The organism is Mycobacterium attenuatum (assembly GCF_900566085.1).
GTDB classification, from domain to species: domain Bacteria; phylum Actinomycetota; class Actinomycetes; order Mycobacteriales; family Mycobacteriaceae; genus Mycobacterium; species Mycobacterium attenuatum.
On sequence record NZ_UPHT01000043.1, the window covers coordinates 1 to 13,504 of the forward strand.

The window sequence follows — 13,504 nt, forward strand, 5'->3', positions numbered from 1 at the left end:
GCCCCCGGCCCCGCCGGCCTGCCCCGGCGCACCCGAACCGCCGTCGCCGCCATTGCCGATCAAGATCCCGCCAGCACCACCCTTGGCGCCGGTGCCGGGAGCCCCGTCGTGGCCGTTGCCGATCAGCGGACGGCCCAATAGCAGGTTGGTGGGGGCATTAATCACCGCCAGCACGTCATCGACCAGGGTCTGCAACGGAGTAGCACTGGCGGCCTCGGCGGCTGCATAGGCATTCCCGGCTCCGGTCAAGGTCCGCACAAACTCGGCATGAAACCGCGCCACCTGCTGACTGAGCACCTGATATTCACCCGCGTGGCGGGAAAACAACGCCGCCACCGCCGCCGACACCTCATCACCACCAGCAGCCAACAAATCCGTCTTCGGCGCCAACGCCGCCGCATTAGCCGCCCCCACCAGCGAGCCAATACCGGCCACATCAGCAGCCGCCGCCACCAACGCCTCGGGCACCGCCACCAGATACAACACGCAAATCCTCTCATCGAGCCGACCCGACCACCCCAGCGCAAACCTCGAAACTTCAGATCTACCATCCCCCCGCCACAGCGGAGCTGCTTTTGCCATTCTCGGAGCCGCACAAACCCAAGTGCTCCGCAGCTAGGTGGAGTGCCGAATAAGGAAACGGGGGTCTATCGCTATTCGGTATCAGTGGTTTCGATCGCCCTCGACGTGGGGCACAAGTAATGACGGCAATCTCGACGTAACCAGTTTCAATCAAGGCGGTAGCGGATCAACCGAGAACTGTTGGCCACCACCGCAACCGAGGATGCGTTGTGCAGGATCGCGGCCAGCACCGGGGACAGCGCGCCGCCCGCCCCGATCAGCAGTCCGGCGGCATTGACCGCAATGGACATACCGTAGTTCTGCCGGATCACTTCCACTGCCCGCCCACCCAGGTCGCGCACGTCGAGCAGCCGGTGCAGATCGTCGTTGGCCAGCGCCACATCCGCAGTCTCGACGGCGACGTCAGTTCCGGCCAGGCCCATGGCAATCCCGATGTCGGCGGCGGCCAGCGCCGGAGCGTCGTTGACGCCGTCGCCGACCATCCCGACGACGTAACCGTCGTCCTGCAGCTCCCGCACCACCTCGAGCTTGTCCTCCGGCATCACCTCGGCGCGCCACTCGTCGATGCCCAACTCCTCGGCGACCACCTTGGCGATGTCCGGATGGTCCCCGGTGAGCATGACGATCCGGCGAACGCCGTTGTCCCGCAGCTGCTTCAGCACGTCAGCCGCCTCGGGCCGCACCTCGTCGCGCAGGCTGATCAGCCCCACCAGGGTGCCGTCCACGGCCAGCAGCAGCGGGGTCTCCGCCTGGCGCCGCAGCGTGTCGACCCATTCCGAAGCCTTCTTGGAGACCTTGACGTTCTCCGAACGCAACAGCGACGGGCTGCCCAGCAACAAGGTCCGCCCGTCGGCCCAGGTGCGCATGCCCAGGCCGACCAGCACCTCGCATTCCTCGTGCGGCGGGATGCTGATCCGGCGCTCCTCGGTCGAGCGGATCACCGCTTCGGCCAGCGGGTGCCGGGAGTGGATCTCCGAGCTGGCGGCATAGGCCAGCACCTGTTCGGGCTCCCAATCCTTATGCATGGCAATGATATTGGTGACCACCGGCCGCCCCACGGTCAGCGTTCCGGTCTTGTCGAACACGATCGCGTCGACCCGGCCGGCCTGCTCGAGGTGCGAGCCGCCCTTGATCAGGATGCCGCGGCGCGCCCCGTTGCCGATCGCCGCGCTGATCGCTGTCGGGGTGGACAGGCCCACGGCGCAGGGGCAGGCGATCAACAGCATGGTCATGGCCCGCCGGACATCCCCGGTGATCAGCAAGGTAATCGCCGAGACGATGAACGAGGTGGGCACGAACCGGCGGGAGAAGTTCTCGCCGACCGTCTGGATCGGGGCACGATCCTGTTGTGCTTCTTCGACTCTGCTGATGATGCGGCCGATCGTGGTTTGGTTGCCCACCGCCTGGGCGCGCACCACCAGGCGGCCGCGCACCACCACCGAACCCGCGTGCACGTGTGTCCCAACGACGACGCTGACCGGCAGGTTCTCCCCGGTGATCGCCGACTGGTTGACGATGGCCTCACCGTCGACCACCTCGCCGTCGACGGGGATCGCGACGTGGTCGTGCACGACGACCTCGTCGCCGATCTGTACGGTGTCGATGGGCACCTGGACTTCGGTGCTGTCGGGCAGCCGGATCCAGGCCGTGTCCTGGTTGCCGCGCAGCAGCTCCGAAATCGCCCGCCGGGTCCGCCGCAAGGTCAGATCCTGCAGGTATTCACCGATGTTGAGCAGCCACAGCACGGTCAGGGCGACGACGTTCTCCCGCAGGATCAAGCTGGCGACGGTGGCCGCCGAGACCAGTGCGTCGGTGCCCGCTTTGCCGGAGCGCAGTGACCGCAGCGCGCCGCGCAGGAACGGGTAGCCGGTGAAGATTGTGACGCCGGTGGCGACCATGCGGCCGCTGGGGCCCAGCAGCGGCGGCCGCTTGAACACATAGCGGCGCACCCCGAGCAGGGCCAACGCAGCACCGCCGATGACCATGCGCAGCACGTCGGCGTTGCGGATCTCCGAGGAATGCGGCGCCCTTGCCGGAATGAACTCCGCCGCGACGTGCTGCGCGTCGCTGATCGCCTGCAGCACCGCCGAGCGGTCGCAGCGCCGCGGCGAATACCACACGACGACCGACCCGGTGCGTGGATAGGCGTGCACCACCCGCACGCCGTTCTGCTTGGCGACGGCCTCTTCGACCGCTACCGCCCGCCGGGAGTTGCCGCGGACCCAGCCCACGTGGACCCGCATCCGTCCGGCGGCGTCGGATACCACTTCATCAGGTTCATGAGGCATCACTGGAGGAATAGCCAGGGTCATGTCGTCGGTCAGTGGTCGTGGTCGTGGTCGTGAGCAACGGCGGGAGTGGGAGCCTCCTCGCCGATGCGCTCCCGGGCCTCGGCCATCACGTCGGAAAGCTTGAGCCGCGCCGACTCCGCGGCCTCCTCGGCCTTACGAGTGCCACGCAGGCCCAGCTCCGCAGCCGACACAGCGGTCTGGTGCAACGGGGCCTTGGCCGCCACCTTCTTCAACACCTCGTAGGCGGTGACCCCGGCCAGACCAGTGATCACCGTAGTTGCTGCCTTCGCGAAGAGCGCCTGCACTGCCATTGCTTGAACCTCTCTTTTGGTCTTGTCGTCACCCTGTGGGCTAGATTGCGGTGCCGAAATTAACATAGAAATATGGCGATATCAATATGTATTGCCGCTCGGGACGTCGAACCGGCGATCGCCGGTGTCGCCCGCCGAGACCTTCGCTCGCGGCGCAGCAAAATCGGCATCTGTCGGTAACCGGCACGAGTCCGCGTTCCCTGCGGCATAGTTGGGATCGGTAGCAACCACGATGCACTGAAATGGCTTCCGGCAGGCGCGTCATCGGGTCGCGCCGGGCGCTAAGGAGACATCATGAATGGACTGCGGGCAGTTGCGGCCACGGTGGCCGCCAGTTTTGCCGTGGCGGTATTTGCGTCGGGCACCGCCCAGGCGGACGGCCCCAGCTACCAGGGTGGGAACTGCCCGCCGGGAATGACCTGCACGCACTGGTTCCCTGGTGACCCCGCTCCTCCGGGAAGTCAGGTGCTCAGCTGGGACTGGAATGTTCCCCACGACTGGTACTGGAATTCCGAGGGCATTGTCGACGTGACGACCAAGACGATGTACCCGTGGCGGGGCAGCCCGCATCCGACGCCTTAACCCAGCTTTCGCCGGGTGCATCGTCCTGCGGTCCGCCCGGGTGCTCGAGGCAGATCGTGTCGGCTTCAGCCCGCCATGCTGCCGGTGGGTGGTTACAGGACTCGGGTGACCTTTTCCGTCTCGATCCGGCGTTGCAGCACCCCGGCGTCGGGATTGGCCACCTGGACCAACGAGGCGCCGACAACGAAAACCGCGAGCAAGCCGTCCACCAGCTCATCGGGTGTGGCCCAGGACGCGCTGGAAAGCACCGACAGCACCCGATCGGCTGCCGTCAAACCTCTCGCCGCTGCTGAGTCCCGGCAGTCGGCCAGGACCTGGGCCACCGATCGGCCGGCCAGCGCCGGCCCGGGGCGGCGCTCGGCAATGATCTGGTCGCCGTGCACCCGAACCGCCGTGGCGTAGTCGGTGACCCCGATCGGCAGGTCGGGTGCCGGCCGGCCGAAGGGATCCAGCGACAGCACCGCCACCTCGCCGCCGGAAACCGCGGCGTCGGCCTCGTCGAGCCGCTGCGGGGTGCACAGAGCCAGGTCGGCTGGGCCGTCGAGCACTACCTCGGCGCCGATCCACCACACCCCCAACAGCACGGCCGCTGTCTGCCAGTGGGCCGGCAGGAACACCCCGACCCGGCTGGCCGGCCCGGCGGCCAGCTCGTCGCGCAGCAGGTTCCCGGTCTTGGCGGCCCAATTCGCCAGGGTTGCCGCCGACAGCTCGATACGCTCGCCGGTCATGTCGTCGTAGTAGGTGATGCGGGGGCCGACCGGGTCGGCCCGCAGCATCGGGTCGAGGATCGCTGCCGACAGCGTGGTCAGTTGATGCACTCCGGATTATCTGAGCCGGCGGTCAGGATCGGCGAGGGCGGGGGAGCGGTGTCCGAGTTGCCGGCATTACCGGCATTCGAGGCGCGGGCAGGCGTCACGGCGCTACCGCTCACGTTGCCGCCGAGACCCGAACCGGGTCCGGTGTAGTCGTTGGCCAGTACCACCCGGACCGTTCCCGGCGGTACGGACGAGTCGGCGACGACGGGTAGCCCGCCCAGTTCCTTGGCTACCTGCTGCGCGCCCAGGTCATCGGTCTTGGCGGCGCGCACCTGACTGCTCTTGACGTGGCCGCTGTCGTTGTTGCCCACCAAACCGGTGCCGAATCCCTTGGCGCTCAAGACTTCCGAAACCGCCGCGGCCAGTCCGTTGATGTCGGTGTCGTTGGCCACGTCGGCGGTGGTCTTGGCCGGTGCGTAGGCCAGCTGCTCGGTCTTGCCCTCATCCTGCTCGTGCAGCAGCCCGCCGACCCAGTCCGCAACCTGGTGCGGGTCCACCCGCACCACGCTCTGCATCCCGTCGTCGCTCCAGCCGGCGCCGTCGAGCACCGGGATGGTGGCGAAGGCGATGTTGCCGCCGGACAGGCTTTGCATCTGTTTGACGAAATCCATGATGTCCCAACCTGACGACAGCACCACTGAACGCTGCACGGCCTGCTCCAGTCGCCTCAGCGTGGCGGGGCTGGACATTGTCTTGCTGGAGATGATCCGGTGGGCTAGCGACGCCATCACTGCCTGCTGGCGCACCACCCGGTCCAGGTCGCCGCGGGGCAACTCGTGGCGCTGGCGGACGAAGCTGAGCGCTTGCGGCCCATTAAGCTTCTGCCGTCCGGCGGGGAAGTCGGCACCCGAAAGTGGTTCGTAAACAGGCTCTTTGAGGCAGACGTCGACGCCTCCGAGCGCGTCGGCGATCAACGCGAAGCCGAGCAGGCCGATCTCGGCGTAGTGGTCGACGGTGACGCCGGTGAGGTCGGCGACGGTCTTGATCAAAGCCTCGCGCCCGGCCTCGGTGCCCGCCGCGGCGGCCTCGGCCGCGGAAGCGCCCGCCTGGACCAGCCCGGCCCGCTTAGCTTCCCGAGTCTGGCCGTAGACACCGTTGATCTTGGTCTTGCCCAGTCCAGGAGCCTGGACGTAGGAGTCGCGGGGGATGGATATCGCGGTGGCCGACTTCCCGTTGTTGGGGATGCGGATCAAGATGATCGTGTCGGTGTTGGTGGCTTCCTCGTCGCCGGCGTGCAACGTCGCCAGTTCCTCGGCCGACAACGGGTTGCCGTGGGCGTCGGTACGGCTGTCCAGGCCGACCAGCAGAATGTCGATCGCCCCGTCGTCGCCGCCATGCCCCAGCGAGGGCGCGGACATGTGGAAGATGCCGTCTTCGAACGATCGGACGTTGGTCCAGGCCAATCCGGTGCCGAGGACGACCGCGACGGCCAATGCGGTGCATACCGCACGAACCACACGTTGCACAGGCATCACTGTAGGCTACTTGTGTCACAGCTACTTTCCTTGTAACGCGGTCCGGCGTGCCAGACTCGATCGCATGTTGGGCAGGATCCTGGTCACCGGTGCGGGCGGGCAGCTGGGCCGCGTTGCGGCTGCGCAGGCGGCTCGCGCGGGCCGCGAGGTGCTGGCCCGGACGTCGTCGCAGTGGGACATCACCGACCCGGGCACCGCGGGCGCGATCATCCAAACCGGCGATGTCGTGCTCAATTGCGCGGCCTACACCGACGTCGACGCCGCCGAGACCGACGAAGCACGCGCCTACGCCGTCAATGCCAGCGGCCCGGAACACCTGGCGCGGGCCTGCGCGCGTGTCGGTGCCCGGCTGATCCACGTCTCGACCGACTACGTGTTCAACGGTGACTTCAACGGCGCGCAGCCGCATCCCTACGAGCCCGGCGAGGCAACCGCGCCTCGGGGTGTGTATGCCCGCAGCAAGCTCGCCGGCGAACAGGCGGTGCTGGCGGCGTCGCCCGAGGCCGTCGTGGTGCGCACCGCCTGGGTCTACACCGGCGGCGACGGCAAGGACTTCGTGGCCGTCATGCGCCGGCTGGCCGCCGGCGACGGCCCGATCGACGTGGTCAGCGACCAGACCGGATCACCGACCTATGTGGCCGACCTGTCCGCGGCATTGCTCGAGGTGGCCGACTCCGGCGTGCGCGGGCGGGTGCTGCATGCCGCCAACGAGGGCGCGGTCTCCCGGTTCGGGCAGGCCCGCGCGGTGTTCGAAGAATGCGGTGCCGACCCCGCCCGGGTGCGTCCGGTCAGCAGCGCCCAGTTCCCGCGGCCCGCGCCGCGGCCGAGCTACTCGGCGTTGGGCGGCCAGCACTGGGCCGCGATCGGTTTGACCCCGCTACGGCCCTGGCGCAGTGCGCTGGTCGCAGCGCTGGCGACAGCGTGCGGCGCAGCCCCGGGACATCCCGCGCAGCGACCGTTACCCTCTACGCGTGACTGACGTCTTGCCGGTCGTAGCGGTGACCTATTCGCCGGGACCTCACCTGGAGCGGTTCCTGGCGTCGTTGTCGCTGGCCACCGAGCGTCCGGTCAGTGTGCTGTTGGCCGACAACGGTTCTACCGACGGCACCCCGCAGGCCGCCGTCGAGCGCTACCCCAATGTGCGGCTGCTGCCCTCGGGGGCCAATCTCGGCTATGGAACCGCGGTCAACCGCACCGTTGCGCGGCTCGACCAGCTCGGTGACAGCTGGGTCGAGGACTGGGTGATCGTGGCCAACCCGGATGTGCAGTGGGGTCCGGGCAGCATCGACGCACTGCTCGAGGCCGCCGAACGCTGGCCCAACGCGGGTGCACTGGGTCCGCTGATCCGCGATCCCGACGGGTCGGTGTACCCATCGGCGCGTCACCTGCCCAGCCTGATCCGCGGCGGCATGCACGCGGTGCTCGGGCCGGTGTGGCCGGGCAACAGGTGGACCAAGGCCTACCGCCAGGAGCACCTTGAGCCCAGTGAACGGGCTGTCGGCTGGCTGTCGGGCTCGTGCCTGCTGGTGCGGCGCTCTGCCTTCACCCAGGTCGGCGGGTTCGACGAGCGGTACTTCATGTATATGGAGGACGTCGACCTGGGAGATCGGCTCGGCAAGGCCGGCTGGCTCAGCGTGTATGTGCCCTCCGCCGAAGTCCTGCACCACAAGGGCCATTCGACCGGACGCGACCCGGCGACTCATCTGGCGGCGCACCACCAGAGCACCTATATATTCCTGGCCGATCGGCATGGCGGCTGGTGGAATGCGCCGCTGCGCTGGACGCTGCGGGGATCGCTGGCGGTGCGTTCCCGTCTCATGGTGCGCAGCTCGCGCCGGAAGCTAGCAGAAGGGCGGCACTGAGGTGACAACTCGGCAAGTCGATGCGGTGATCCTGGTCGGCGGCAAGGGCACCAGGCTGCGGCCGCTGACGCTGTCCGCGCCCAAGCCCATGCTTCCCACTGCCGGCCTGCCGTTTCTCACCCATCTGCTGTCGCGCATCGCCGCTGCCGGAATCGAACACGTCATCCTGAGCACGTCCTACCGGGCCGAGGTTTTCGAAGCCGAGTTCGGCGAAGGGTCCAAGCTGGGTCTGCAGATCGAATACGTGACCGAGGAGAACCCGTTGGGCACCGGGGGCGGCATCGCCAATGTCGCCGGCAAACTGCGCTACGACACCGTGATGGTGTTCAATGGCGACGTCCTGTCTGGGGCCGACCTGGGCCAGCTGCTGGATTTCCACGACACCAACCAGGCCGACGTCACCCTGCACCTGGTGCGCGTCGGCGACCCGAGGGCCTTCGGCTGCGTGCCCACCGACGCCGACGGCCGGGTCACCGCCTTTCTCGAGAAGACCGAAGATCCGCCCACCGATCAGATCAATGCCGGCTGCTATGTGTTCAAGCGCGAGATCATCGGCCGGATTCCACGGGGCCGCGAGGTCTCGGTGGAACGCGAGGTGTTCCCGGCATTGCTCGCCGACCCCTCAGTCAAGATCTGCGGCTATGTCGATGCCACGTACTGGCGCGACATGGGCACCCCGGAAGACTTCGTGCGCGGGTCGGCGGACCTGGTGCGCGGCATCGCCCCGTCGCCGGCCCTGCACGGCCATCGCGACGAGCAGCTCGTACATGACGGCGCGGCGATCTCGCCCGGGGCGCTGCTGATCGGTGGCACGGTCGTCGGGCGGGGCGCCGAGATCGGACCAGGAGTCCGCCTGGACGGCGCGGTCATCTTCGACGGCGTCAAGGTCGAGGCGGGCAGCGTGATCGAGCGATCGATCATCGGCTTCGGCGCCCGCATCGGGCCGCGGGCGCTGATCCGCGACGGCGTCATCGGCGACGGCGCTGACATCGGCGCCCGCTGCGAGTTGCTGCGCGGCGCCCGGGTGTGGCCCGGGGTTTCCATTCCCGACGGCGGCATCCGCTACTCGTCCGACGTCTGAGCACCCTCCAACATGACGCCAGCGTCACGCTCGACCGCGAACGTGACGCTGGCGTCACGCTCGGCGGGGCGCTTGAGTCGCTTGGGCGACCAGGTACGCCAGCGCGTGATCGGATCCGGGTGGTAACTGCTCGGCTGGCCACCACCGCAGGTCCTCGGACTCCTCGCTGATCGCGATCTGCGCCCCGGCCGGCGCGTGCGCCATGAACTGCAGGTCCAGGTGGCGCGTCGGAACCCCCAGCGAGCAGGTGACCGGATGGACGTGCACCGCAACGAGTTCGGGCGCCAACCGCAAACCGGCGATCCCGGATTCCTCGGTGGCCTCGCGCAGTGCCGCGGCGACGACGTCGCGGTCGTCGTCCTCGCAGTGGCCGCCCAGCTGCACCCAACGACCGAAACGGCGATGCAGGCACAGCAGCACCCGGCTGCCGCTGTCGTCGAGCACCAGCGTCGAGGCGGTGACGTGGCCGGCTTCGCACTCGCGCCGGCACGCGTCGGCGCGTGCATATACGAACGCCAGCACGGCATGCCGCAAGGAATCCTGGCCCGGATCTGGAGCCTGCCAATCGGTGAGCGTGGCGATCACCGAATCCCGGACGCTCAACGCAACCCCCGCTTGCCTCGGCGATCGCGCAGCGTCAGCCAGGCCGCTCGGCAGTCGGCGACCAGGCTGGCAGGCACACCCAGCCGCTCGATGAGAACGTGACGATCCACCACGTCCAACGCCTTGTCGATCTCGTTGGCTTTCAGGAACAGATCGACATCCCGGGCCAGCTCTGCGCTGACGTTCGCGGGCGACGGCATCGGCAAGTCCTCGGCTTCGCGAGGCTCTAGTTCCAACACGCCACCGCCGTAACTGCGGCCCATGATCTCGGCGAACGCGAACGTCACGCTGTTGTGGAAGGCAGCGGCGAGCAATGCCGGATCGACGGTGGGGTCGACTCGCACCCGATGCACGGTATCGGTGCTTGTCGCCGCGGCCGCATTGACGGTCAGACGCGGCGCGTGGTGGATTTGGCGCAGCATGAACAGGTCCGGAATCCACAGCGACGGCGTGCGCCACCACGGCGTGCGGATAGAGCACTTGTAGCCCAGATGAACTCCGGCGGCCTCGCCGGCGGCAATGTGGGCGGCAACAGCGGGATCGGCGGGGGTAACGGGAGCATCCAACAGCCAGGTTCGGTGCCCCGCGGCGACATCGCTGGCCCGGCAGTCTTGGTCGTAGACCAGACCGCTGAGCTGGGCACTGCGGGAGACCAGCGCAACGCAGTGTTGGCGCAGCCCCAGGGCGCCCGCCTCGGCGTCGGTGAAGGTGAAGAAGCTGTTGCGGCCGGTCACGATGCCCACATCCACCTGAGCCAGACAACCCAGCGTGGTCATCGTCTCGGACCGGCGGAGCTCGCGTAACCGCTCGATCTGACGTGGATCGAGGAAATAGGTGGTCCACTTCTCCTTTTCGTGAAGCAGCGCCGGAGCGGTCTCGCCGGTGAGTCCCACGGCTTCCAGCCCGCCCGCATCGGCGAGGTTGACCGTGCGTACCCGTGCCGGCCCGGCCCCGGCGACACCGCAGAACAGTACGACTTCCTGCAGGATGCCGTCGAATACCAAACGCTCGAAGGTGACCAGGGTGATTTCGCGGTAGTGGCTCACCAAGAAGTCCCGTAGCTGTGCCGCGTAGCCGACTTGCAGCAATTCCGCCGGCACCACCAGGCCCACCCGTCCGCCCTCGCGCACCAGGGCGGTGCTCGCGACGACAAAAGGAACCCAGGCGTTGGTCAGCTTCGTCGGACGCAGGCCCGCGCTTCGCATCAGGTCCAGGGCGGGTTCGCGTTGATCGGATGCCCAGTTGCCGAAGCGGATGTAGGGCGGGTTGCCGGCGATGCCATCCCAGCTGCCGGGCCGCGCCGTGTGCAGCCAGGTGAAAAAGTTGCCGACGTCGACACACGCGTATTCCCGCGACTTGCCGGCCTCGGCTGCGACGAGTTCCACACCGTGCGCCTGGGAGGTCAGGGCGGCGAGTTCGCGCAGAATCCGGCCGTCGCCGCAGGAGGGCTCTAAGATTCGTGGGCCGGCCTCGCAGACCCAGCACGCCAGGAACCGGGCCACCGCCGGCGGCGTGTAGTAGCCGCCGCGAACCTTCTTAGCCGACGCCGCGGCCTTGCCCGCGAACGTTGTCATCTGCGGACCAGCAGGTCCTCGGCCGGCACCGGCTCACGTGGCCCCGGCGACTCCGGCGGGTAGCCAATCGCAATGGCGCCCAACGGCTCCCAGTCGGCGGGCAGCTGCAGCTCCGCCCGCACCAGGTCGGCGGCGAAGATCGTCGAGCCGATCCAGCAGCTGCCCAGCCCACGCACCGCCAAGGCGACGAGCAGGGCCTGCACGGCGGCTCCCACCGCGACGGTGAACATGGTGTGTTCGGCCTGGCTGCGGGCCGCGTCGGGGTAGGTGTGGGCGCCCTCGGGCACCAGCATCGGGATGATGACTTCGGGTGCGTCGTAGAGGATCTGGCCGCGCGCAACGCGGCGTTCGACCGTGTCGGGCGGCTTACCGTCGACGGCCAGATCGCGGCGCCACCTGTCTTTCATCCGGTCGAGCAGCCGGATGCGCAGCGCAGGCGTCTGCAGCCACACGAACCGCACCGGCCGGGTGTGATGCGGGGCCGGTGCGGTGAGTGCCTCGGCGACAGCGGACTCCACGAGCCCCGGCGGCACCGGTTCGGCGCCGAACCGGCGAACCGACCTGCGCAGCAGCTGGGCCTGTCGATGGCCCAGATTCACGGCCTCGGCTGCGCCCAGCCAGAACAGATCTTCGGCACCCGGCCGGACTAGTTGCCGGGCCGTCGAGCCATTGTCGGTCACCGCCAGTCCGCGGACCACCGCCACCGGCATCGCGGTCAATTTGCCCTTGACCAGATCGGCGGCGGCGGCGATTTCGTCGGCGACCGCGATCTCGGTGACGACCAATTCGTTGCCGTGCCGGTCCAGGCTGCCTGCATAATTATGCAATACCGCCAGGCCCGCCGCACCGACCGCGGCATCGGTCTGGCCGTTGCGCCAGGCGCGGCCCATGGTGTCGGTGATCACCACGGCGACGGTGACACCGAGGCGCTCACCCAGCCCGGCGCGCAGGGCAGCCGCACTGGCGTCGGGATCGACGGGCAGCAGCGCCAATTCGTTCCGGTTGACGTTGGATCCGTCCACCCCGGCGGCGGCCTGGACCAGCCCGAGCCGGTTCTCGGTGATCAGGGTCTTGCCCTTGCGGGCCAGTACCCGTACCGCTTCGTCGTCGATCAGCTTGCGCCGCAGCCGGTCTCGTTCCTCTTCTGCCTCCGGCGCGGGTACCAGCCGGCCCTCGCACTTGGACACCACCTTGCTGGTGACCACCACGACGTCGTCGTCGCGCAGCCATGGGGCGGCCGTGGCGATCGCCGCGCTCAGGTCATCGCCGGGACGGAATTCGGGAAGCCCGGTGACAGGCAGGATTTCGACGGCCGATCCGGTGCCGTGCTCGCTCACGCCGCCACACCCGCGAGCTCCAGCCCGGCGCTTACCATCTCGGCGGTGGCCTTGGGGTCGCTCATCAACAGCGGTATCGATTGCACCGAGACGCCGTCGATATCGGCCTGATCTCCCTCGGCGATCAGCCAGCAATCGAGTATGCCGGTGCCGGTGCGTGCGCCGTAGTGCTGGCCCACCGCCGCCGCGGTGGACTCCACACCGATGACCGAAAGACATGCGTCGGCCATGCCGCGCAACGGTTTTCCGCCGATGATCGGCGAGTATCCGACGACCGGCGCGGCGGTGGCCCGCAGTGCGGCGCGGATTCCGGGAATCGCCAGGATGGCGCCGACGCTGACCACCGGGTTAGACGGAGCCAGCATGACGATGTCGGCCTCGGCGATCGCCGTCGTCACTTCTGTTGTGGCAGTGGATTTTTCCGCCCCGATGAAGGCGAAACTATGGGTCGGCACCTGGGCGCGGTAGCGCACCCACCACTCCTGGAAGTGGATCGCGCGGGAGGACTGGTCCACCGGATCGGTGATCACGACGTGGGTCTCGCATCGGTCGTCGCTGACCGGGAGCAACGTCGCGCCCGGCTGCCAGCGGTCACACAGCGCGGCGGTGACCTGTGACAGTGGGTAGCCGGCCCGCAGCATCTGGGTACGCACCAGGTGCGTGCCCAGGTCCCGGTCGCCGAGCTGAAACCAGTCCGGCTGCACGCCGTAGCGGGCGAGTTCTTCTTTGGCGTGCCAGGTTTCGTCGCGATGACCCCAGCCGCGCTGCGGGTCCACACCGCCGCCCAGGGTGTACATGCAGGTGTCCAGATCCGGGCAGACCCGCACCCCGTGGATCCAGGCGTCGTCACCGATGTTGACCACAGCGGTCAGTTCGTGGCACGCGTCGTTGCCTCGTATGGCAAACTGTCCCAGGCCAAGCAACTGCTGGACCCCCAACAGAAAGCGGGCGCCGCCGACTCCCCCGACGAGAACGGTGACCTTCACATCGC

Annotated in this window: 13 protein-coding genes; 4 read left to right on the forward strand and 9 right to left on the reverse strand. The window is 68.3% G+C overall.

Annotated elements, in window-relative coordinates; all coding sequences use genetic code 11:
- The 3 genes from EET13_RS06520 to EET13_RS06530 form a co-directional block, all read right to left on the reverse strand.
- A partial coding sequence (locus tag EET13_RS06520; RefSeq protein WP_244603794.1) for a PE family protein occupies window positions 1-486 on the reverse strand: 486 nt, incomplete at its 3' end.
- 242 nt (window positions 487-728) lie between these two features.
- Window positions 729-2,870, reverse strand: a complete 2,142-nt coding sequence (gene ctpC, locus EET13_RS06525) for a manganese-exporting P-type ATPase CtpC (RefSeq protein ID WP_122441514.1) — start codon at window positions 2,868-2,870, stop codon at window positions 729-731.
- 32 nt (window positions 2,871-2,902) lie between these two features.
- Window positions 2,903-3,184 carry a DUF1490 family protein gene (locus EET13_RS06530; RefSeq protein WP_122441533.1) on the reverse strand — a complete coding sequence of 94 codons (282 nt, stop codon included), beginning with the start codon at window positions 3,182-3,184 and terminating at the stop codon, window positions 2,903-2,905.
- Between the two features lie 294 nt (window positions 3,185-3,478).
- On the opposite strand from EET13_RS06530, the gene EET13_RS06535 reads away from it, so the two are divergent.
- Window positions 3,479-3,766, forward strand: coding sequence for a hypothetical protein (locus EET13_RS06535; protein ID WP_244603795.1), 288 nt, complete (start codon window positions 3,479-3,481; stop codon window positions 3,764-3,766).
- Between the two features lie 92 nt (window positions 3,767-3,858).
- Here the strand turns inward: EET13_RS06535 and EET13_RS06540 are convergent, their stop codons facing one another.
- Window positions 3,859-4,584, reverse strand: coding sequence for a TIGR03089 family protein (locus EET13_RS06540; RefSeq protein ID WP_211189031.1), 726 nt, complete (start codon window positions 4,582-4,584; stop codon window positions 3,859-3,861).
- Window positions 4,572-6,053, reverse strand: coding sequence for an LCP family protein (locus EET13_RS06545; RefSeq protein WP_122441515.1), 1,482 nt, complete (start codon window positions 6,051-6,053; stop codon window positions 4,572-4,574). The genes EET13_RS06540 and EET13_RS06545 overlap by 13 nt, the downstream gene beginning before the upstream one ends.
- 67 nt (window positions 6,054-6,120) lie before the next feature.
- Here EET13_RS06545 and rfbD point away from each other — a divergent pair, with 67 nt between their 5' ends.
- Genes rfbD through manB form a run of 3 tightly spaced genes read left to right on the forward strand, consistent with a single transcriptional unit; the run spans window position 6,121 to window position 8,999 of the window.
- On the forward strand, window positions 6,121-7,035 hold the full coding sequence (gene rfbD / locus EET13_RS06550; protein WP_122441516.1) for a dTDP-4-dehydrorhamnose reductase: 915 nt from the start codon (window positions 6,121-6,123) through the stop codon (window positions 7,033-7,035).
- Window positions 7,028-7,918, forward strand: a complete 891-nt coding sequence (locus EET13_RS06555) for a glycosyltransferase family 2 protein (RefSeq protein ID WP_122441517.1) — start codon at window positions 7,028-7,030, stop codon at window positions 7,916-7,918. The genes rfbD and EET13_RS06555 overlap by 8 nt, the downstream gene beginning before the upstream one ends.
- 1 nt (window position 7,919) lies before the next feature.
- Complete coding sequence (manB, locus tag EET13_RS06560) at window positions 7,920-8,999, forward strand: mannose-1-phosphate guanylyltransferase (RefSeq protein ID WP_122441518.1); 1,080 nt, start codon at window positions 7,920-7,922, stop codon at window positions 8,997-8,999.
- A gap of 54 nt (window positions 9,000-9,053) precedes the next feature.
- Here the strand turns inward: manB and EET13_RS06565 are convergent, their stop codons facing one another.
- The 4 genes from EET13_RS06565 to cofD are packed head-to-tail and all read right to left on the reverse strand — an operon-like array spanning window position 9,054 to window position 13,499.
- A complete protein-coding gene (locus tag EET13_RS06565) occupies window positions 9,054-9,602 on the reverse strand; it encodes an NUDIX hydrolase (protein ID WP_122441519.1) in 549 nt (182 codons plus the stop codon).
- Complete coding sequence (locus EET13_RS06570; RefSeq protein WP_122441520.1) at window positions 9,599-11,176, reverse strand: Eco57I restriction-modification methylase domain-containing protein; 1,578 nt, start codon at window positions 11,174-11,176, stop codon at window positions 9,599-9,601. Before EET13_RS06570 ends, EET13_RS06565 begins: the two co-directional genes overlap by 4 nt.
- Window positions 11,173-12,513: a coenzyme F420-0:L-glutamate ligase gene (locus EET13_RS06575; protein WP_122441521.1), complete on the reverse strand. Its 1,341-nt coding sequence runs from the start codon at window positions 12,511-12,513 to the stop codon at window positions 11,173-11,175. The genes EET13_RS06570 and EET13_RS06575 overlap by 4 nt, the downstream gene beginning before the upstream one ends.
- Entirely contained in the window at window positions 12,510-13,499 is a 990-nt protein-coding gene (gene cofD, locus EET13_RS06580; RefSeq protein WP_122441522.1) for a 2-phospho-L-lactate transferase, read from the reverse strand. Before cofD ends, EET13_RS06575 begins: the two co-directional genes overlap by 4 nt.
- Between the last annotated feature and the right edge of the window lie 5 nt (window positions 13,500-13,504).

What these genes read in the sequence shown, in the direction of transcription:
- ctpC (WP_122441514.1), bottom strand. Translation starts at nt 2,870, where the DNA reads ATGCCTCATGAACCTGATGAAGTGGTATCCGACGCCGCCGGACGGATG.
- EET13_RS06530 (WP_122441533.1), bottom strand. Translation starts at nt 3,184, where the DNA reads ATGGCAGTGCAGGCGCTCTTCGCGAAGGCAGCAACTACGGTGATCACT.
- EET13_RS06535 (WP_244603795.1), top strand. Translation starts at nt 3,479, where the DNA reads ATGAATGGACTGCGGGCAGTTGCGGCCACGGTGGCCGCCAGTTTTGCC.
- EET13_RS06545 (WP_122441515.1), bottom strand. Translation starts at nt 6,053, where the DNA reads ATGCCTGTGCAACGTGTGGTTCGTGCGGTATGCACCGCATTGGCCGTC.
- rfbD (WP_122441516.1), top strand. Translation starts at nt 6,121, where the DNA reads ATGTTGGGCAGGATCCTGGTCACCGGTGCGGGCGGGCAGCTGGGCCGC.
- EET13_RS06570 (WP_122441520.1), bottom strand. Translation starts at nt 11,176, where the DNA reads ATGACAACGTTCGCGGGCAAGGCCGCGGCGTCGGCTAAGAAGGTTCGC.